This is a genomic window from Kibdelosporangium phytohabitans, from assembly GCF_001302585.1.
GTDB classification, from domain to species: domain Bacteria; phylum Actinomycetota; class Actinomycetes; order Mycobacteriales; family Pseudonocardiaceae; genus Kibdelosporangium; species Kibdelosporangium phytohabitans.
This window is the reverse complement of sequence record NZ_CP012752.1, coordinates 384921-405111: the sequence shown is the minus strand read 5'-3', so window position 1 is coordinate 405111 and position 20191 is coordinate 384921. Positions and strand designations below refer to the sequence as shown.

Annotated in this window: 14 protein-coding genes and 1 tRNA gene; 5 read left to right on the top strand and 10 right to left on the bottom strand. The window is 67.8% G+C overall.

All coding sequences use genetic code 11. The annotated features are described in order from the left end of the window. Positions 1–14 precede the first annotated feature (14 nt). Both AOZ06_RS01935 and AOZ06_RS01930 read left to right on the top strand, forming a co-directional pair. A complete protein-coding gene (locus AOZ06_RS01935; RefSeq protein WP_063809941.1) occupies positions 15–194 on the top strand; it encodes a helix-turn-helix domain-containing protein in 180 nt (59 codons plus the stop codon). Continuing rightward, complete coding sequence (locus AOZ06_RS01930; RefSeq protein WP_083471451.1) at positions 194–1483, top strand: tyrosine-type recombinase/integrase; 1290 nt, start codon at positions 194–196, stop codon at positions 1481–1483. Before AOZ06_RS01935 ends, AOZ06_RS01930 begins: the two co-directional genes overlap by 1 nt. Before the next feature lie 90 nt (positions 1484–1573). On the opposite strand, the gene AOZ06_RS01925 is transcribed toward AOZ06_RS01930, so the two are convergent. Beyond that, positions 1574–1650 (bottom strand) — tRNA-Thr (locus AOZ06_RS01925). A 122-nt stretch (positions 1651–1772) separates the two neighbouring features. Between AOZ06_RS01925 and AOZ06_RS01920 the strand changes: the two genes are divergently transcribed. After that, positions 1773–3428, top strand: coding sequence for a hypothetical protein (locus AOZ06_RS01920; RefSeq protein WP_225953102.1), 1656 nt, complete (start codon positions 1773–1775; stop codon positions 3426–3428). Here AOZ06_RS01920 and AOZ06_RS01915 read toward each other — a convergent pair. The 9 genes from AOZ06_RS01915 to AOZ06_RS01875 all read right to left on the bottom strand — a co-directional run bounded on the left by AOZ06_RS01915 (position 3419) and on the right by AOZ06_RS01875 (position 16793). Continuing rightward, positions 3419–4606, bottom strand: coding sequence for a DNA polymerase III subunit delta' (locus AOZ06_RS01915; RefSeq protein WP_054287819.1), 1188 nt, complete (start codon positions 4604–4606; stop codon positions 3419–3421). The two genes, AOZ06_RS01920 and AOZ06_RS01915, sit on opposite strands and share 10 nt — an antisense overlap. Then, positions 4606–6693 carry a bifunctional MFS transporter/dTMP kinase gene (locus tag AOZ06_RS01910; protein WP_054287818.1) on the bottom strand — a complete coding sequence of 696 codons (2088 nt, stop codon included), beginning with the start codon at positions 6691–6693 and terminating at the stop codon, positions 4606–4608. Before AOZ06_RS01910 ends, AOZ06_RS01915 begins: the two co-directional genes overlap by 1 nt. A 37-nt stretch (positions 6694–6730) precedes the next feature. Then, positions 6731–7198: a hypothetical protein gene (locus AOZ06_RS01905; protein WP_157232759.1), complete on the bottom strand. Its 468-nt coding sequence runs from the start codon at positions 7196–7198 to the stop codon at positions 6731–6733. Further along, positions 7180–8439 (bottom strand): hypothetical protein, encoded by a 1260-nt coding sequence (locus tag AOZ06_RS01900; RefSeq protein WP_157232758.1) that lies wholly within the window; start codon positions 8437–8439, stop codon positions 7180–7182. The genes AOZ06_RS01905 and AOZ06_RS01900 overlap by 19 nt, the downstream gene beginning before the upstream one ends. Positions 8440–9235: 796 nt before the next feature. Continuing rightward, complete coding sequence (gene topA, locus AOZ06_RS01895) at positions 9236–12130, bottom strand: type I DNA topoisomerase (RefSeq protein WP_179950800.1); 2895 nt, start codon at positions 12128–12130, stop codon at positions 9236–9238. Positions 12131–12401: 271 nt separating this feature from the next. Beyond that, positions 12402–12968, bottom strand: coding sequence for a hypothetical protein (locus tag AOZ06_RS01890; protein WP_218922071.1), 567 nt, complete (start codon positions 12966–12968; stop codon positions 12402–12404). Between the two features lie 59 nt (positions 12969–13027). After that, on the bottom strand, positions 13028–13771 hold the full coding sequence (locus tag AOZ06_RS01885) for a hypothetical protein (RefSeq protein WP_157232757.1): 744 nt from the start codon (positions 13769–13771) through the stop codon (positions 13028–13030). Then, a complete protein-coding gene (locus AOZ06_RS01880) occupies positions 13747–14397 on the bottom strand; it encodes a hypothetical protein (protein ID WP_157232756.1) in 651 nt (216 codons plus the stop codon). The genes AOZ06_RS01885 and AOZ06_RS01880 overlap by 25 nt, the downstream gene beginning before the upstream one ends. A 110-nt stretch (positions 14398–14507) precedes the next feature. Continuing rightward, positions 14508–16793, bottom strand: a complete 2286-nt coding sequence (locus AOZ06_RS01875; RefSeq protein WP_054287812.1) for a sodium-translocating pyrophosphatase — start codon at positions 16791–16793, stop codon at positions 14508–14510. Between the two features lie 228 nt (positions 16794–17021). Between AOZ06_RS01875 and AOZ06_RS01870 the strand changes: the two genes are divergently transcribed. Together AOZ06_RS01870 and AOZ06_RS01865 are read left to right on the top strand one after the other, a co-directional pair. Then, complete coding sequence (locus AOZ06_RS01870) at positions 17022–19334, top strand: DEAD/DEAH box helicase (RefSeq protein WP_054287811.1); 2313 nt, start codon at positions 17022–17024, stop codon at positions 19332–19334. 76 nt (positions 19335–19410) lie between these two features. Beyond that, positions 19411–20049 (top strand): MOSC domain-containing protein, encoded by a 639-nt coding sequence (locus AOZ06_RS01865; protein WP_054287810.1) that lies wholly within the window; start codon positions 19411–19413, stop codon positions 20047–20049. Positions 20050–20191 lie beyond the last annotated feature (142 nt).

Genomic DNA, 20191 nt, shown 5'->3' with positions numbered 1-20191 from the left:
AGGGGGCGCAAGACATGGAGAGGCAGCTGTACCGAGTCGAAGAGGCGGCGAAGATGCTCAACATCGGACGCACCCGCGTCTTCGGTCTGATCAGGTCGGGTGAGCTGGAGTCCGTGAAGATCGGGGCCAGCCGCCGTGTGCCTGCCAAGGCCATTCAGAAGTACCTCGATGGCCTGATCGGAGAGGCGGCGTAATGGCGACCAGGAAGCCCAATGGTCGGTCCTCGATCTACGTGGACAAGCACGGCGTCTGGCACGGCTGGGTGACCATGGGCGTGAAGTCCGATGGCTCGCCGGACCGTCGGCACGTCAAGCGAAGGTCCGAAACGGACGCCACCAAAGCGGTTCAGGTGCTGGAGCGTGAACGGGACGCGGGCACGGTCAAGAAGGCCGGTAAGGCCCCGACGGTCGAAGACTGGATGACCATCTACCTCGACACCATCGCGGTCCAGAAACTCGCTCCCAAGACGCACGATGACTACTGGTCGAAGGCGCGGAACTGGATCCTGCCCAACCTGGGCAAGCACCGGCTCGACCGTCTTCAGCCCGAGCACCTGGACGCGCTGTACGCCGTGATGTTCAAGGAAGGAATGGCGGCGTCACACGTCTTGAAGGTGCATCGCATCCTGTCGCGCGCCCTGAAGATCGCCGTGCGGCGCGGCAAGATCGGCCGGAACGTGGCGGACCTGATCGACGCCCCGTCGGCCGAACCCATCGAACAGGACAGTTTGGACGCTGACGAGGCCAGGAAGGTCCTGCACGTCGCCCAGAAGCGGCGGAACGGGGCAAGGTGGTCGGTCGGGCTCGCCTGCGGACTGCGGCAAGGTGAGGCCCTGGGGCTGCGGTGGAAGTACGTGGACCTGGAGACGGGCGCGTTCAAGGTCTGGTGGCAGATCCAGCGCAACAACTGGAAGCACGGCTGCGAAGACCCGCACGCCTGCGGCGACCGTCTGCACAAGCGGAAACCGTGCCGGAAGGGCTGCAAGCTGCACAAGAGAAGGTGTCCACCTCCCTGCCCGGCGAACTGCACGCGACATGCGAGGTCATGCCCGGAACGCACGGGCGGCGGGATGGTCTTTCGGAAGCCGAAGGGCAAGGGGCGGCGGACCGGTGTACTGCCCAAGCCCCTCCTGCTCGCACTTCGGCAACAGAAGATCGAGCAGGACAAGGAGCGGCAAATCGCTGGTGACCTGTGGGATGACTGGGACCTGGTGTTCTGTCAGCCGAACGGCAAGCCCATCGACCCCCGGGACGACTGGGAGGAGTGGGGCGAGCTGCTCAAGGCCGCCGGGGTCCGCTACGTCCGGGTCCATGACGGTCGGCACACGGCCGGGACGCTGCTGGCTGAGCAGGGTGTCCACATTCGAACGATCCAGGAAATCCTCGGCCACGCCGACGTCCGAACCACCCAGATTTACACGCACGTGAGCGACCCGGCGAAGCGTGACGCGGCCGACCTGATGGGCTCCGCGCTCTGGGACTGAACGGCCCCGTACCGATGAGAACTGCAACCCAAACTGCAACCCTCAAGACTCAGGCCCTTCCCGAAATCCCGGGAAGGGCCTGGTCAGTGATGGAGCCGCCTAAGGGAATCGAACCCTTGACCTACGCATTACGAGTGCGTCGCTCTAGCCGTCTGAGCTAAGGCGGCGTGTGCTTGTCCAGTGTAGCGGGTGCCGTCGACGGGTTTACGACCACCCGCGTGGGTGAGTCACCTATCCGCTGGTTGGTCGTTGGGTTATGTGACGGCGGTCGCAAGGAGGGGACGTTTCTATGCGGAGAAGCATGCCGGTTGCGTTGGCCATGCCGGTGGTTGTCGGCGTGCTCGCGCTGGTGGTCGCCCCTGCTGCTGCCGCTGCTCAGCCGCCTTCGACGACGCCTCTTCCGCCGCCGAAGGACCCGAACTCCCCGCCTGCTTCCAGCCCTGTCGGGCCGCAGCCGCTCGGGCATGCCATCGGGGACGCGGGCACCGCGCTTTCGATGGTCCGCATCCTTCCGTCGTCCGCCCCCACCAACACCATCCTTCCCGGGTACTCCGAGAAGTTGCCGAAGCAGTCCGCGCTGGAGGTCGGCTTCGGGCTGTCCAGCGCTCAGGTCAACTCCGAGTCCCTGCTCGTCGCCGAACGGGCCATCGCGCAGGCTTCGCCTGGTGGGGTCGCTGTTCAGGGCAAGAGTCCGCAGGCGCCTGGTTCTGTCGCGCAGACCGCTCTGCCGGACAACGAGAAGCCGACGACGTTCGGGCTCAACCCGCCGAAGACGCCGCTTGACGCGCTGGTCAAGGTCGGTTTGCTGAACGGCAGTGCGCATGCCCGGTGGAGTGAGACGCTCGGTCCGTGCGTCACCCCGCTGTCCGACGCGAGCACGTCCTTGGCCAGCTTGTCGCTGCTCAACGCGATTCCGACGCTGCCGGGCATCACCGACCTCTCCGGGAAGCTGACCGAGTCGAAGCTCAGCCCCGACCAGCTCACCGCTCTCACCGACCAGCTCAAGGCTTTGCCTGGCCCGCTCGCCGAGCTCGGCGGGCTGCTGCCCGGCCCGAACAAGGCTGATGGCGCGGGTTCGCTGATCAGCCTGCCGAACACGTTGTCCACGCGCTCGGTCGTCGAACTCGTCGACATCCCGGGCACGGCCAACAAGGCCGTTCGCTCGACTTCCACGCTGCAGGTCGCCAGCCTCAACCTGTTGGCGGGCACGCCGTTCTCGCTTTCGCTCAACGTCGTCAGCCAGCCGACCTTGCAGGTCACGTCCACTGGCGACGCGAAGACGTCCACCGTCAAGTACACCGCCCCTGTGCTCGAGGTGAAGCAGGGCGACAAGGTTCTGTTCAAACTGGACGCCGCCAACCCGACTTTCGACGTGCCCATCGGCATTCCGCTGCCGGACCTGACCAAGCAGTTGCCGGACGCGCTCAAGAAGCTGCCGTTGATCGGCGACTTGGCCAACGCGTTGCCCAAGGATTCGCCGTTGCAGTCCAACGCCGGTGAGTTGAACAAGTTGAAGCTGGACATCGGTGTGCTGCGGCTGTCCATCGCCGGGTTGCAGCAGAAGGCCGAGGACATGGCTCAGCCGTTCAAGGGCCACCAGCTCGCTGCCAGTGCGCGGATGCTGGATCTTCAGGTTCTGCCGACGCAGGCGCTCGGCCTGCCGGGTTTGCCGTCGGCGCTGGCTCAGGTTTCCCTCGGTGAGCAGGTCGCACGGGCCGCGGCGCCTGCCGGTGGTGTGGTGTGCGGGACCGCGGGCGGCCCGGCGCAGCCGCCGGCCAAGGCTCCGGCGCCGAAGGAACCGCCTCTGGCGTACACCAGCGCCTACCAGGCCATCCCGATGTTCTGGACGGGCACGACCATGTTGCTGATCGGCGTCATCCTCGTCGCCGCGCTGCCCACGCGCCGGATCCGCCGGATGCGTCCCGCCGAGGACGTTCAGCCGTAGTAGAGCGTGGTCACCATCGCCTCGACGGCGATGCGTGGCTTCACGTTCAGCTCCAGCGCCTCGCGGCACGACAGAACTGCTTCGAGGCGCCGGAGCGTCGATTCGGGCGACCATGAGGCGGCGGCGGTACGCGCGTCGTTCGCGTGGTCCGGGTGGTTGAGCGCGGCTTCCGACCCGCTGCCGGTGACCAGCACGTCCCGGTAGAACCCGGCCAGGTCGACGAGCGCGAGGTCCAGCGTGTCGCGCTGGGTACGGGTCGCGCGGGATTTCTGCCTGCGCTCCAGCTCTTTCAACGCCCCGGCCGATCCGCGGGTCGCCGACGCGGTGCCTTTTCCGGTGCCACCGGCGCCCAATGCCGTCTTCAGTGCGTCGCGTTCGGCTTCGTCACGGGACCCGCTCTGCTCGGACGCCTCGTTCTCAGCGGCTTTGACCAGCTCGTCGGCCAGCGAGAACACGTCTCCGGGCCGCCGCAGCCCCAGGGGGATCCGCAGCACGGCGGCGCGGCGGTCGCGCGCGGCCTCGTCCGTCGCCAGGCGACGCGCGCGGCCGACGTGCCCGCCGCACACCGACGCGGCCCACTTCGCCATGTCCGGCTCGACCGAGTCGCGGCCCATCAGGACTTCCGCGATGGCCGGAGCCGGGGGAATCCGCAAGGACACGCCTCGGCACCGGGATCGGATGGTCACCGAGACGTCATCCGGGTGGTCCGACGGCGCGCACAACAGGAAAACCGTGCGCTCCGGCGGCTCCTCGACCGCCTTGAGCAGCGCGTTGGCGGCGCCTTCGGTGAGCCGGTCGGCGTCCTCGATGATCACGACCTGCCAACGGCCACCGGTCGGGCGCCGAGCCGCTGTCTGCACGAGCGCACGCATCTCGGCGACCGAAATGGACAATCCCTCGGGTACGACCAGTCGTACGTCCGCGTGTGTCCCGGCCATGGTTGTGCGGCAACCGCTGCACTCACCACAACCCGTCCCGGAATCGCACTGCAACGCGGCCGCGAACGCCCGTGCCGCGGTGGAACGGCCTGAGCCAGGTGGGCCGGTGAACAACCAGGCGTGCGTCATACCGCCTGACGCGGCCTGCTCGCCGCGCACGATCAACGCCGCCGCTTGAGCTGCTTTGGTCAGTACCTCGACGGCGTCTGCCTGCCCGACAACTTGCGACCAGACGGTCACTAGGCCTCCACTGGCGTCCGTTCACCTTCGTCGAGCCCGAGCTTGCGGGCCGCTATCGCGCCACGCACGGCCGTCTGCACGCGCTGCGCGGTGGCGTCGTCATCGTCGTCGGTGTCGACCACGACATAGCGGTCCGGGTCGGAGGACGCCATGTCCGTCAGGACGTTCTGGACACGCCAGTGGTGGTCGCTCGACTGGTACTTCGTCTGCGGCAACGTCGCCGGGTCACGGTCGAGCAGCACCGTCAGGTCCGGCCGCAGCTTCGCGGTGGCCCAGTCGGTCAGCCCTTCCATCTCCTCCGGGTCGAGCCCCGCGACGGCGGACAGGTGCGCGAACGGGCTGTCGACGAACCGCTCCATGACCACGATCGCGCCGCGGTCCAGCGCGGGCCGGATCTCCCGTTCCACGATGTCCGCCCGGACTGCGGCCGCCACCAGCGCGTGCGCCCGTGCGCCTGTCAGTTCGGCGCCGGCGAGCACGGCACGCAGCCGCCGGTCGTTGAGCGTCGGGTCGGTCGCGAGCATGATCTCCCGGTTGCCGAACCTCCGCAGCCAGTCGGTCAGCAGCCGGGACTGGGCCGCGGTGTCCTGTGCGGTGTCGCCTTCGACCGCGATCAGCAGGCCGGTGTACCGGCGGGGCTTGCCCCGGATCGCGGCTTTCAGGTCGGCCAGGATCGTCTCGGAGCGGCGGTCGTCCATCTGCCGGTACGCGATCACGCCGACCAGCGCGGCGATCAGTCCGGCGACGAACAGCACCGGCCTGGTGCCGTCGATGCGGACCGCGCTGCCGAAGATCTCCACGTTGCGCGGCCGGACCAGGCCGATGAACAGCGGGACCGTGATCATCGACCCGGCAAGGATGATCTTCATCAAGGACTGGTAGATCGCGTTGATCCGGCCGCGGATGGCGTCTTCGACCTGCGTGCCGATGATCGTGACACCGGTGAGGAACGCGATACCCGCGCATGCCCCGACGAACGCGACCGCGACCAGCGACACCCACAGGTGCGGCGAGGCGGCGACCGGCACCAGGCCGAGACCGGCGAGCACGATCGAGATGCCGAACAGGCGGTTGTGCGGGATCCGCTGCGCCATCTTGGTGGCCGACGCCATACCCGAGCCGATGCCGACGAACAGTGCGGCGAACAGCCAGCCGAAGGCCGAGTCACCGCCCATCAGGCTGGACGAATACGGCTTCGAGCTGCCGACGAGCGCGCCCGCGGCGGCGAACGCCCCGGTCATACCGATCAGCAGGCCACGCACGAGGCGTGTGCTGCGGATGAACCGCAGGCCTTCGCGCAGCAGTGCCCAGAGTCCCGGATTGCCTTCGGGCGCCTGCTCGCCGTCCGGTTTGGCCGCGGTGGTGGAGGCCACGCGGATGGAGAGCTCGGGGATTCGCGTGGCCACGATGATCGCGGACGTCAGGTAGAACAGGGCGTTGATACCCACGATGATCGTGGCCATGCCCATGCCCGTGTCGTCCAGCTTGACGTGGAACACCTGCTGGGAAATGCCGTAGAGCAGCGCGTACAGCCCCGCGCCCGCGATCACCGAGATCCCCCACGTCATCACCAGTGACAGCTGGTTGGCCGTCTCCACCTGGTCCTTGCGGCGCAGCAGGTTGGGCACTGCCGCGTCCTTCGACGGGATCCACAGCAACTGGCAGCAGCCGACCAGGAAGTTCGCGATGAGCAGCCAGATGGGTGAGCCGACGACAGCGATGGACACCAGCAGGGCCGCGCGCATGACGTCGCAGACGACCATGACTTTGCGCCGGTCGAACCGGTCCGCCAGCAGGCCGCCGAACGGCGCGAACAGCAGCCCTGGCAGCAGTTGGGTCAGCACGACACCGGCGAAGGCGTAGTTCTGGATCGCGTAGTCGTTGGTGAGTTTCGTGATCAGGCCGGTCAGCGCCAGCAGCGACAGCCAGTCGCCCATGCTGCAGATGAAACTGACGCCCCAGAGCCTGCGGAACGGCCTGATGGCCAGCACGCTGCGGATCCGGTGCGCCAAGGATGCGTCGGAACGGGCCGAAGGCGTGTCCTCGGCCCGCGCGGTCTGGTCCCCACCTGTGCTGATACGCCCCACCTCATTCCGGCACGCACCAGCGTAGCTCCAGCCGGTGTCACCCGAAGAGCTGGCTGAAGGTATGCACCAAGCTGGTGATCACGAAGTACAGGATCACCACTGTGACCAGCACGATGACCAGGACGACGGCCATTCCGCTGCGCATGCCGGCCGGCTTGCGCTCAGCGGGCGAAGCGGTGATCCGGTTTTTCGTGGCACGGAGTTTGCGGGCAACGGCCGCGGCGGACGCCCACTGCCCGAGCAGGCCGGGCGCCGCGCTCGATGGCTGTGGCGGCGGGGCCTCCTGCGGCGGATCCTCGGGCTTCTCCTCGGCGTCCAGCGCTGCCTCGACGGCTGCCCGGATGTCGTCCGGATCCGGCAGGGCGGGCTTGACCAGCGGTAACTCGTCGCGGCGCTGCGTCGGCAGGTTCGCGCCCGTGACGAGGCCGGAGAGCGGGTCGGTCAACAGCGGCGGCGGCACTGGCTCGTACGTGCCGTCGACCCCGGTCACTGAGTTTTCTGCCACTCCAGGTCACCCTTCGTCGCCAAAGGTCCCTCTTCAGGGTAGCCCGGCGGGTCACCATCCTTGTCCCACAGCGTGAGATATGCGTCCCTCGCGGCCAGGCTGACCGCGAGATCGGCCATCAACGGGTCGAAGAAAGATTTGCGGTACGTGGGATCCGTCGCGTTGGACGCGGCGAAGTACATCCCGGAGAAGCCGGCGAGGAACATCGAGACCAGGATCAACTCGTCGCTCACACCGCGTAGCGGAACACCGAACAGGTGACCGCTGTCGGAGGGCGCCTTGCCGAGCCACCCCTGGATCACGCTGTCGTCGATCGCCATCAGCCCGAACACGACGAGGAACCAGAAGACGACGAAGGCGAAGACCACGGCCTGCAGAGCCAGCGCGAGGAAGACGACGACCGCCAGGTTCAGCTTCTCCCGGCGGGTCAACGGGTGGTTGTGGATGTCGGGGACGTCGTGGTTGAGCGGGGTCTTGTCGAGGACGGCCTCGTAGTCCTTCATGCTCGCGGCCCGGTGCTTGGCCAGCACCTCACGGCCCTCGTCACGCAGGATGGCGATCAGGAAGAGCGAGGCGAGCAGCCCGAACAAGCCGATCACCAACCAGAGGTTGGTCCGGCGGCCGTCCTCGTCCTGCAGCTTCTGCGCGATCTGCCACGTCTCGGTTGCGAAGAACCCGAACAGGATGAAGATCATCAGCAGCGGCAGCGCCCGGCTCGCCAGGTTGCCGACGTCACGAACGTGCCGGACGGCAACTCGCAACGTCCAGGCCAGAACCGACCCGGCGCCGACGAACACGAGAACGAGGACGCCGACCGCGACACACGCGTACGTCCCCATCGTGACCGGGACGTTGTTGATCTGGCCGAGCTTCTTCTGAATCAACGGCAGCGCCACAACCCCGAGGACGAGCACGACGGAGGCGATCAGCAGCCGCTTCAACTCGGACCGCCTGCGCAACGCCCACGACACGAACCACGCAACCAGGACAGGTACGACGAAGGTCGCGAGCGACAGCGCGAGCAGGCCGATGACATAGGGGGCCTTGGCTGTGCTGACGTCGAGCTTGTCCAGTTCGGCGTTGACCCAGTTCAGCAGCGGCTGGAAGAGGACGAGGAACACCAACGCGGGCGTGGCGCGGGAGAGCAACGAGGTACCCCTGACCTGCCGCCGCACGACCATCGGCAGACCACGCCGCCGGAACCACATCTCGACCGCGCGCCGCTCCACCTCACCATGCACAGTGCCCCTCCCCTGGCCACTCACTGCTCACACCCACGCTATCGCCTCACGGGGAACCCGCCCTCACCCGTACACAAAGTTGTCCACAACCACCCTGTGGATCATGCGTTGTCCGTGGTCTCAGCAGGTCAAAGCCAGAAATACCTGTGGATAACTCGGCACCGACCGCGAGTCTCCCGCTGTCGCACTGTCTACACCGGATTCCAGGGCCGGAAGCCGCTTCGAATCCACTTTCGACGCCGCAGGTCCACTTCGCCACTCCACGGGAGCGGATCACCCTGAACCCCAACAGTTCTCAGCTATGCGCAGCCGGACGCCCGTTCTGAGCAGCCCTCGATTCCACGCTACCGGTGGGTGCCGACGAGGACGCCGAACTGCCCACAGGTTATCCACAGGCCTTGGGATAGATCATCGATGCTCAGACGTTTCACCAGGTAGGAGCCCGATGATCGCTGTGGACAACTCAGAGATCCCGGCCCGATCTGTCGTACGTCCCCGGTAGGCTGGTAATCGGGGGCCGGAGGCTACCCCGCGCAGATTCGAGCGGGTCGCAGAAGCTTCACTGTCGACGGTCGTGAGTACCGCCAAGCCATCAGGCATGGGAGCACGGCGAACACAAGACACGGCCAAACCGGGCGGGTCACCGCGACCACCTGGACACAGTCGATCCAAAGTGGACTGGTGACGTCAACGCCGAGTGTCCGCAGAAGTCGCACACCGAGAAGCACGGCGCCGTCGAGCGGCCGAGCGTTGAACCAGCTGGGAAAGGTGGGGCGCGAGGCCCCACCTCGATCCGCTACTTGGACTTGCTGCGAGACGCCGTCGCGCGAGGCTTGGCAGCCGTCTTCGTCGTGGCCGCCTTCGTAGTCTTCGCCGTGGCTGTTTTCGCCGTGGCTGTTTTCGCTGTGGCCGTCTTCGTTGTCGTCGTCTTGCGGCGGGCGGGAGCCTTCTTCGGCGCCGGGCCCTTCGCACGCTTCTCCGCCAACAATTCGGCGGCACGCTCGTCGGTCAGCCCTTCGACGCTGTCGGACTTGCGCAGCGACGCGTTGAACTCACCGTCGGTCACGTACGGGCCGAAGCGGCCGTCCTTGACGACCATCGGCTTGCCGGAGACCGGGTCGTTGCCGAGCTCCTTCAACGGCGGCGCCGAGGCTGCTGCCGCACGGCCGCGCTTCTTCGGCTCCGAGTAGATCTTCAGCGCCTCGTCGAGCGTCACCGTGAAGATCTGGTCCTCGGTGGTGAGCGACCGCGAGTCCGTCCCCTTCTTCAGGTACGGGCCATAGCGGCCGTTCTGCGCGGTGATCTCGTCGCCGGACTGCGGGTCCTTGCCGACCACACGTGGCAATGACAGCAACTTCAACGCGTCTTCCAGCGTCACGTCTGTCAGAGTCATCGACTTGAAGAGCGAGCCGGTGCGCGGCTTGACCTTCTTGTTCCCGTTCTCCTCCGGGAGCACCTCGGTCACGTACGGGCCGAAGCGGCCGTCCTTCGCGACGATCTCGTGCCCGCTCACCGGGTCCGTGCCGAGCGACCGGCCTTCCTGCGGGGTCGAGAACAGCTGCTCGGCGATCTCCAGGGTGAGCTCGTCCGGCGGCAGCTCCTCGGGCAGGTTCGCCCGCTGCGCTGTGACCTCGTCCCCCGGGCCTTCGACCTCGCGCTCCAGGTACGGGCCGAAACGGCCGACGCGCACGACGACCTTGCGGCCTTCCGCGTCGTCGAACATCGGGATCGAGTTGACCAGCCTCGGGTCGATCTCGTCGACGCCCGTGCCGACCAGCTTCTTCAGCCCGCCCGCACGGCCGACCGAGCCCTCCGGCCCCACGTCGCCGCCGAAGTAGAAGCCCGTCAGCCAGTCGTTGCGCTCCTGGCGGCCCTCGGCGATGCCGTCGAGCTCGTCTTCCAGCGTCGCGGTGAAGTCGTAGTCCACCAGCCTGCCGAAGTGCTGCTCCATCAGGCCGACCACGGCGAACGCGATCCAGGACGGGACCAGCGCCGCGCCCTTCTTCCACACGTAGCCGCGGGCCTGGATGGTGCTGATGGTCGGCGAGTACGTCGACGGGCGGCCGATGCCCAGCTCTTCCAGGGCCTTGATCAGGCTGGCCTCGGTGTAGCGGGGCGGCGGGTTCGTCGAGTGCCCGTCCGCGGTCAGCTCGGTCGCGGTCAGCTGCTGGTCCTTGACCAGCTGCGGCAGCCTGCTCTCGGCGTCGTCGGCCTCGCCGCCCTGCTCGGAGTCGACCGTCTCGACGTACGCCTTGAGGAATCCGGCGAATGTGATGGTGCGGCCCGAGGCCGAGAAGGTGCACTCCTCGCCGGACGCGGCCGTGCCGACGATCCGCACGGTCATCGTGGTGCCGCGGACGTCCGCCATCTGCGAGGCGATCGTGCGCTGCCAGATCAGCTCGTAGAGCCGGAACTCGTCGGACTGCAGCTCGTTGGCGACCTGGCCGGGCGTGCGGAACACCTCACCGGCCGGGCGGATCGCCTCGTGCGCCTCCTGCGCGTTCTTGACTTTGCGCGTGTACTGGCGGGGCGTCGGGTGGACGAACTCCTTGCCGTACAGGCTCTCGGCCTGCGCACGAGCTGCCGTGATCGCTGTCTCGGACAGCGTCGTGGAGTCGGTACGCATATAAGTGATGTAGCCGTTTTCGTACAGGCGCTGCGCGACACGCATCGTGGTGTCCGCGGAGAAGCGCAGCTTGCGGCTGGCCTCCTGCTGCAGCGTGGACGTCATGAACGGCGCGTACGGCTTGCGCGTGTACGGCTTCTCCTCGACGCTCGCCACGCGCATGTCGGCGCCGTCGAGCGCCTCAGCGAGGCGGCGCGCCTCGGTCTCGTCGAGCAGACGGACGTCGCCCGCGTTCTTGAGCTTGCCGTCCGGGCCGAAGTCGCGGCCCGTGGCGAGCCTGCTGCCGTCCACGGCGATCAGGCGGGCGCCGAAGTTGCGGGTGTCCGCTTTCTCGCCCGCGTCCATGGTCGCCGCGATATCCCAGTACGAGGCGGAGACGAACGCCATCCGCTCGCGTTCACGCTGCACGACGATGCGCGTGGCCACCGACTGCACGCGGCCCGCCGACAGCCTCGGCATGACCTTCTTCCACAGCACCGGGCTGACCTCGTAGCCGTACAGCCGGTCGAGGATCCGCCTGGTCTCCTGCGCGTCGACCAGGTGCTGGTCCAGGTCACGGGGGTTGGCCGCGGCCTCGCGGATGGCGGGCTCGGTGATCTCGTAGAAGACCATCCGGCGCACGGGCACCTTCGGCTTGAGCGTCTCGAGCAGGTGCCACGCGATGGCCTCGCCCTCGCGGTCACCGTCCGTCGCGAGGTAGACCTCGTCGACGTCCTTCAACGCCTCTTTCAGCTCGGTGACGGTCGACTTCTTGTCCGGCGTGACGATGTAGATCGGCTCGAACCCGCTGTCGACGTTCACGCCGAGGCTGGCCCACGACTCGCCCTTGTACTTCGCCGGCACCTCGGCCGCCTTGCGGGGCAGGTCCCTGATGTGCCCTTTGGACGACTCGACCACGAAGTTGCGACCGAGGTAGGAGGCGATCTTGCGCGCCTTGGCAGGCGACTCGACGATCACCAACCGGCGCACAGCACCGTTGGCCGAACTGTCGCTCTTCTTCGTCCGAGTTGCTGCCACGCTTTCCTGCCCTCTGTCCCGCCTGTCGAGATGCTCGACTTCGAGCATCAGCCCGTCAGTGTGCACTGCCCGGTGCCGCTTGCCGTAGCGGAGGTGGCCCGGGGCACACCGCCCATCGGCGTTCTTCCGGGTCACCGCCGGTGACCCTCTCTAACTCGCCGAGAGCATCCGACTCGTTACCCGAGCGCGTCCCGCCGCATGTGAAGCCCATTGCGCCACGGTCCGCAGGCAACCCACTACTAGCACGGCGACGCGTCCGAGTGCATCACTGGAGGCAACCCTACGCGCGCGAGAGAAATTCACCCATTTGGATGTATCTTCACACCGGCCAGTACGGTTCGGCGGCACCTGAGGGCACCCGGCCGACCAATTCGACCAGGCGGCCGATCCGGCGTCGGCCGGTCAGCCGTATGCCGGGACCATCGGCCCGGGGCCCCAGCAAGGTCGCGGGTAGCCCGATCCGGGTCAAGGCGCCCACGAGCGGCTCGTGCGTTTCGGGCGCCATCGGGTCGAGGCCGAGCACGTACCCGTTGCCCATCCAGCGGCCCGTCGCGAGCGTCCATAACCGCAGGGAGGCGCCATCCAGCGCGAGCCCGGTCGGTACCGCTTTCGAGGTGTCCCGCGTCCACGCGTCCGCCAGGCTCGTCAGGTCCGTCCGGAAAGCGGTCCTGACCAGCGGGTGCTCCTCGTCGGAGACGCCGACCTCAGGATCGATGCCGCGTTCGGCGAAGGCCTCGGCCACCGCGTCACACCGCCAGGATTCGCCGACCACCACCGAGAGCCGCGCGGCGCGACGAGCGAAGTGCGCGACCTGCCCGGACGCGCACAGAAGCCCAGCCAGGTCGGCCACCCCTGGCTGCATCGCCTCGGCGGAGAAGAACGACATCTGCCCCACGTGTCACAGAATAGAACATATGTTCCAGTCCCGCGAGGTCGGCGTGGCGGTCAGAAAGCCGGGGTCGTCGTCTCCGTTGACGGCGTGGACGTGTCCGTGCCGGGGGCCGACGGCGACGTGGACGGTGTCGACGACGAGGACGGGTACTCGACCGAGCCGGACGTCGGCGGCGGCAGAGCGGACCTGCTCGCCCGCACCCTGGTGATCTCCGTGCACGTGTCCGCGCTGCGAGCGGCCGCCTGGAGCTCAGGGAAGCGCTCACCCATCCCTTCGAGCGGGTTCACCGGCGTCTTGAGCCGCTGGAGGTTCTCAGCGACCTCCTTCAGCGTCTGCGTCGCCGTCGTGCGGTCGGCCACGTTGATCTTGCCGAGACTGCCCAGCGACTGGGTCACGATGGCCTTGCGGTCCTCCAACGAGGTGACCAGACCGACCGCGGCCTCGTCGCCGCCCGGCACGGGTGCCTGTCCGACTTCCCTGAGCTTGCCGAGGGTGTCGTCGATCCGGCCGGACATCGTCTCCAGCGACCGCTTCAGCGACGCGACCGCGGTCTCCGGGCTGGTCGCGTCGACCTCGAACTTCACGGGCGTGCCGTCGTACTCGAGGATCACCCCGCACAGCCGGTCGGCCCACTCGACCGCCGCCGGACTGGCAGGCGCGCTCGTCGGCGGTCCCGGCTTGGCCGACGAACTCGGCGGCACCTGGCACCCTGCTACGCCCGGCAGCCCGATGAGAAGCGGTAACGCCAACGCCAGAGCGGCGCGCCGCGCCCTCAGTTCCTCGGGAGGTCTTGGCATCGTGGCGCCTTCTGCATCGCCGCCCGCATCTCGGCGGTGTCGTTGTCCTTGAACGGGTCGGTCATCTTGGCGGTCTCGTCGCCGAGGGTCTCCATCACCTTGCCCGCCGCGTCCTGGTCGCCCGCGCGGATCTTCGCCGCGGCTTCCTTCAGCGCGTTCTGCGAGTTCGTGTACACGCCGATGATCTTGTTCTTGACGTCGTCGCCACCCTTGACCGGCGCGGGCTCCAGCTGCTTGAGCCTGCCGACCGTGTCGCCGAGGCTGCTGGCGATGCCGTCGATGAACTGGCCGAGCTTGGCCTGCATCTGGGTCTGGTCGGCCGCGTTGCCCAGCTCGCTCATCCGGCCCGCGATCGACTTGGTGAAGTCGCTGATCGGGGCGCAGAGGTTGTCCACCCAGACCGCCGGATCGCCGTTGCTCGGCGCGGGCGGCGGCGCGGGCTTCGCAGGCTCGGTGCCGCCACCACCGCCGCCACCGTTGGCCGGCGGCTGTCCCGGCTGCTGCTGACCCGACCCGGCGGGAGTGTTCTGACCTGCGGCGTTCTGCGGATTGCCGCCATCGTCACTCGAGCACCCGCTGAAGGCCAGCACTGCCGCGAACGCGACGAACGTAAGGCGACGACTCATGAACTCTCCCGGCCTCGAGGACATGGCAGACGCGACGGTACCCGCGCCTGGGTTTGGACAGAGTGAGGGCCACCCCACCGATGGCGGGGTGGCCCTGGAGGCTCAACCGGTCAGGCGCTGTTGACCTGCTCGGCGGGGCTGTCCGCGATCGCGCTGCCGCGACGCTTGGACACGATCACCGCCGCCGCGATGATCGCCACCGCGACCAGTGCGATCACGATCCGCAGGGCGTCGGACTTCTCCGCGCCGAACGAGAACGTGATCACGGCGGGCGCGACCAGCACCGAGACCAGGTTCATCACCTTGATCAACGGGTTGATGGCCGGACCCGCGGTGTCCTTGAACGGGTCGCCGACGGTGTCACCGATGATGGTGGCCTCGTGGGCAGCCGAGCCCTTGCCGCCGTGGTTGCCGTCCTCGACGAGCTTCTTCGCGTTGTCCCACGCGCCACCGGAGTTGGCCAGGAACACCGCCATCAGCGTGCCGGTCGCGATCGCGCCGCCGAGATAACCGGCGAGCGACTCGACACCGAGACCGAAGCCCACGGCGATCGGGGCGAACACCGCGAGCAGACCGGGCGTCACGAGCTCGCGCAACGAGTCCCTCGTGCAGATGTCCACAACGCGGCCGTACTCCGGACGGACCGAACCGTCCATGATTCCGGGGTTGTCGTGGAACTGGCGCCGCACCTCGTAGACGACCGCGCCCGCGGCACGGGACACGGCGTTGACGGCCAGGCCGGAGAACATGAACACAACGGCCGCACCGATCAGCACACCGACAAGGGTGTTCGGGCTGATCAGGTTGGCTGCGAAGTCCTGCGCCACACCCAGTGCCGCTGTCTTCGCGTCACGGATCGCCTCGCTGTACGAACCGAACAACGCCGTCGCGGCGAGCACGGCCGTCGCGATCGCGATGCCCTTGGTGATCGCCTTGGTGGTGTTGCCGACCGCGTCCAGCTCGGTCAGGATCTGCGCGCCTTCACCGGTCACGTCGCCGGACATCTCCGCGATGCCCTGCGCGTTGTCGCTCACCGGGCCGAAGGTGTCCATCGCGACGATGACGCCGACGGTGGTCAGCAGACCACAACCGGCCAGGGCGATCGCGAACAGCGCGACGGTCACGTCCCCGGACAGCAGGAACGCGCCGTAGACAGCGCCACCGATGACGAGCGCGGTGTACACCGCGGACTCGAACCCGACCGAGATACCGGACAGGATCACCGTGGCCGCACCGGTCTTCGACGTCTCACCGACGTGCTTGACCGGCTTGTGCTCGGTGCCGGTGTAGTAGCCGGTCAGCCAGAGGATGATGCCGGCCAGCACGATGCCGATGATCACGGCGATCGCGGCGATCAGGCCGGGGTTGCCCGCCAGTGCCACGTTCTTCGCGCCTTCCAGACCCGCGAACGAGGTCGGCAGGAACGTGAACGCGGCGATCGTGCACAGCACCAGCGAGATCAGCGCGGAGATGTAGAAGGAGCGGTTGATCGCGCTCAGGCCGTTCTCGCCCGGCCGGGCCTTGGTGATGAACACACCGATGACGGCGGTGATCACACCGATCGCCGGGACGATCAACGGGAACAGCAGGCCCTGCGTGCCGAACGCGGCACTACCCAGGATCAGCGCGGCGACCAGCGTCACGGCGTAGGACTCGAAGAGGTCCGCGGCCATCCCGGCGCAGTCACCGACGTTGTCACCCACGTTGTCGGCGATGGTCGCCGCGTTGCGGGGGTCGTCCTCGGGGATGCCCTGCTCGACCTTGCCGACCAGGTCGGCGCCGACGTCGGCGGCCTTGGTGAAGATACCGCCACCGACACGCATGAACATCGCGATCAGCGCGGCACCGAAACCGAAGCCCTCGAGCACCTTCGGGGCCTCACCGGCGTACACGAGCACCACCAGCGCGGCACCGAACAGACCGAGACCGACGGTGGCCATACCGACCACGCCGCCGGTGCGGAACGCGATCCGCGTCGCCTTCTCGCGTCCACCGTCCTCGTTGGCCGCCGCGGCGACGCGGAGGTTCGCCTGCGTGGACAGCCACATGCCCAGATAGCCGATGGCGAACGAGAACACCGAGCCAGCCAGGAAAAAGATCGACCTGCCGATCCGTTCGTTGACGGTATCCGCCGGTAGCGCGAACAGCAGCAGGAACACCACGACGCCGAAGATCATCAAGGTGTTGCGCTGTCGTTTGAGGTAGGCCGCCGCGCCCTCTTGGACCGCCTTGGCGATGTCCTGCATCTTCGCGGTGCCCTGGCCCGCGGCCAGCACCTCCCTGAGCAGCACATAACCGACGGCAAGAGCAGCGAGGGCGACCACGGCGACGACGGCGACAACGCCGCGGTCACCACCGGAGAGCGCAGCCTCCGCAAGGTGGTACTGCCCGGACATCCATGTCCTCCTGTGACATCTGCCGATTTCTCCCGTCCGCTGACTACCCCGACGGGACGTGCTCACCACCACAAGTGGTGGGACGTCGGCGGAGTCTATGTGTAAGGAGGCACTCGTACGTGAGGCGTCCCCGGCCGTGTACGTTCCGTTATCTTCGGGTTATCGAACTCGGTATCGATCAAGACCAGGCCGGGGCGGAGTGTCGTGCCCGTGTGCTTAAGTCATGACGTGGGTGAGGTGCGAATCGAACGCGGGCGGCAGTTGCTTTCCCGTGTCCTCGCCGGGGTCGCGGCCGACGAGAACCCGTTGACCCACGCGGAGGACCTGCCCGAGCGACCACCCCGGTTCACCGAATGGCCTGGTTGGACGCCTGCGGAGGTGGTCGCCGCGTTTGGTTCACGTGGCGTGGAAAGGCCGTGGGCGCACCAGATCGAGGCCGCCGAACACGTGTGGAATTCGCGCAACGTCGTACTTTCGACGGGTACCGCTTCCGGGAAATCGTTGGCCTACCAACTTCCCGTGCTGTCCTCGTTCGCGGGCGACCGGCGCTGCACGGCGCTTTATCTGGCGCCCACGAAAGCCCTTGGCGCCGACCAGCTGCGCTCGGTGTGTGATCTAGATCTCCCCGACGTCCGTGCAGCGAGTTACGACGGCGACACCCCGATGCAGGAACGGGACTGGGTACGCGCGCACGCCCGGTGGGTGTTCACCAACCCCGACATGATCCACCGGGGCATCCTGCCGTCCCACGCGCGCTGGTCCCAGTTCTTCCGGCGGTTGCGGTACATCGTGGTCGACGAGGCGCACGCGTACCGAGGAGTGTTCGGTTCGCACGTCGCGCTGTTGCTCCGCCGGCTTCGCCGGGTGGCGGCGCATTACGGTTCGGACCCGATATTCATTGCGGCATCCGCAACCGTGTCCGATCCGGCGATCTCGGCGACACGACTCACCGGCGTCGAATGCGTTCCGGTGACCGAGGACGGCTCACCGCGCGGCGCACGGACCGTCGCACTGTGGGAACCGCCCTTGATGGACGAGATCAGAGGCGAGAACGGCGCGCCCGTCCGCCGGTCGGCCGGTGCGGAGACGGCGCGGATCCTGACCGACCTGGTGGTCGAAGGAGCACGCACGCTCGCCTTTGTGCGCTCTCGCCGCGGAGCCGAGCTGACCGCCTTGTCGGCGAGGCACGCTCTGTCCCAAGTGGACAGTACGTTGGCCGGGCGGGTGGCCGCGTACCGAGCCGGGTTCCTGCCGGAGGAACGCCGCGCACTGGAGAAGTCACTCGCCTCCGGTGAACTGCTCGGCGTGGCCAGCACCAACGCGCTGGAGCTCGGTGTGGACATCGCCGGGCTGGACGCGGTGGTGGTAGCCGGATACCCAGGCACCCTGTCGTCGTTCTGGCAACAAGCCGGGCGCGCGGGCCGAGCCGGGGACGGCTCGCTCGTGGTGTTCGTCGCGCGTGACGACCCCCTCGACACGTACTTGGTGCACAACCCGTCCGCGATGCTGCACCGGCCAATCGAGGCCACTGTGCTCGACCCGCTCAACCCCTATGTGCTCGCGCCGCATCTCGCGTGCGCCGCCTCCGAGTTACCGCTCACCGAGAAGGACCTGCCGCCGTTCGGCGGGGACACGGCACGCGAGGTGCTGCAGAACCTCGTGGCCGAACGGGTGCTGCGCAAGCGCCCCGCCGGCTGGTACTGGACCTCACGGGACCGGCCACACGGGCAGGTGGACATCCGCGGCTCTGGCGGCGAACAGATCATGGTGGTCGAGGCGGACACCGGGCGGATGCTCGGCACAGTCGACCCGGGTTCGGCGTGCACGAGCGTGCACCCTGGAGCGGTGTACCTGCATCAAGGCACGTCCTATGTGGTCGACGACCTCGACCTGGAGACCGGCCTCGCGCTCGTGCACCCGGAGGATCCGGAGTGGACCACCCAGCCGCGGGAAGTCGTGGACATCTCCGTGCTCAAAACGCTGACCAAGCAGGACTTCGGCGGTGTGTCGGTGTGCCTCGGGGACGTCGCGGTGACGTCACAGGTGGTCGCCTACCTGCGGCGGCTGCCGACCGGTGAGGTGCTCGACCAAGTGCCGCTCGACCTGCCGGAGCGGACGCTGGAAACCCGGGCGGTCTGGTACACCATCGCCGAGGACCTCCTGCGCGGCGCCGGGATCGAACGGGCCCGCACCGCCGGTTCGTTGCACGCGGCCGAGCACGCGGCGATCGGCCTGCTTCCCCTGCTGGCCACGTGCGACCGGTGGGACATCGGCGGCGTGTCCACGGCGATGCACCCCGACACCGGCGAAGCGACCGTGTTCGTGCACGACGGGCACCCGGGCGGCGCGGGGTTCGCGGACCGCGGCTTCCACTCGTTGTCCGCGTGGCTCACCGCGACCCGGACTGCCATCGCGTCCTGCGAGTGCCAGTCCGGCTGTCCGTCGTGTGTGCAGTCCCCCAAGTGCGGCAACGGAAACGAGCCGCTGGACAAGGCAGGCGCGATCCGCGTGCTGGACATCGTGCTGAAAGCCATCACCTGACGGCGGTGAAATCCGTTCGCCACGGCGCTGCCGCGCAACTAGCGTCCGTGCGGTGTCTGCCGTGTTGTCAGTGAATATGGGTGCTGGGATCGAACTGCCCGGCGTTGGGCTCACCGGTATCGACAAGCGGCCAGTGTCTGGTCCGGTCGAGGTACGCGCGCCCGGCCTGAAAGGGACAGGCGGCAGCGCCCTCGTCGGCGACGAGGTCTGCGACCTTCGGCACCACGGCGGGAACGACCAGGCGGTCTACGCCTACGCCCGCGAGGATCTCGAGGACTGGTCCACGTACCTCGAACGGCCGCTGACGCCTGGCTCGTTCGGCGAGAACCTCACCACGACCGGGCTGGACATCACCGGCGCGCTGATCGGCGAACGGTGGCAGATCGGTGACCAGGTGGTTCTGGAAGTCGCCACCGCCCGGGTTCCGTGCCGCACGTTCGCCACGTGGCTGGAGACGCGCGGCTGGGTCAGAACCTTCACCGCGAAGGCGGTTCCTGGGGCGTACCTGCGCGTGATCACGCCGGGGCGGCTCCGAGCGGGCGATCCGATTCGGATCGTGCACCGGCCGGACCACGACATCACGATCAACTTGGCCTTCCGCGCGCTCACCCGCGAACGTGACCTGCTGCCCCGGTTGCTCGTCGCGGACGCGCTGCCGGACGAGGAGCGGCAACTGGCGCTGCGCCGTCGACTGATCGAGCTGGACAAGGCCTGAAAAACGGCAATACGCAGGGGATGCCGGTTCCGTACGACATCCACTGCGTATTGCCTTTTCGCCGCCGAGCCAGTTGGCATGGCCTGCAACCGTTCGACGCGACTGCCGTCAGCGCGTCGACGCCGGGAGGCGAAGACGTCGA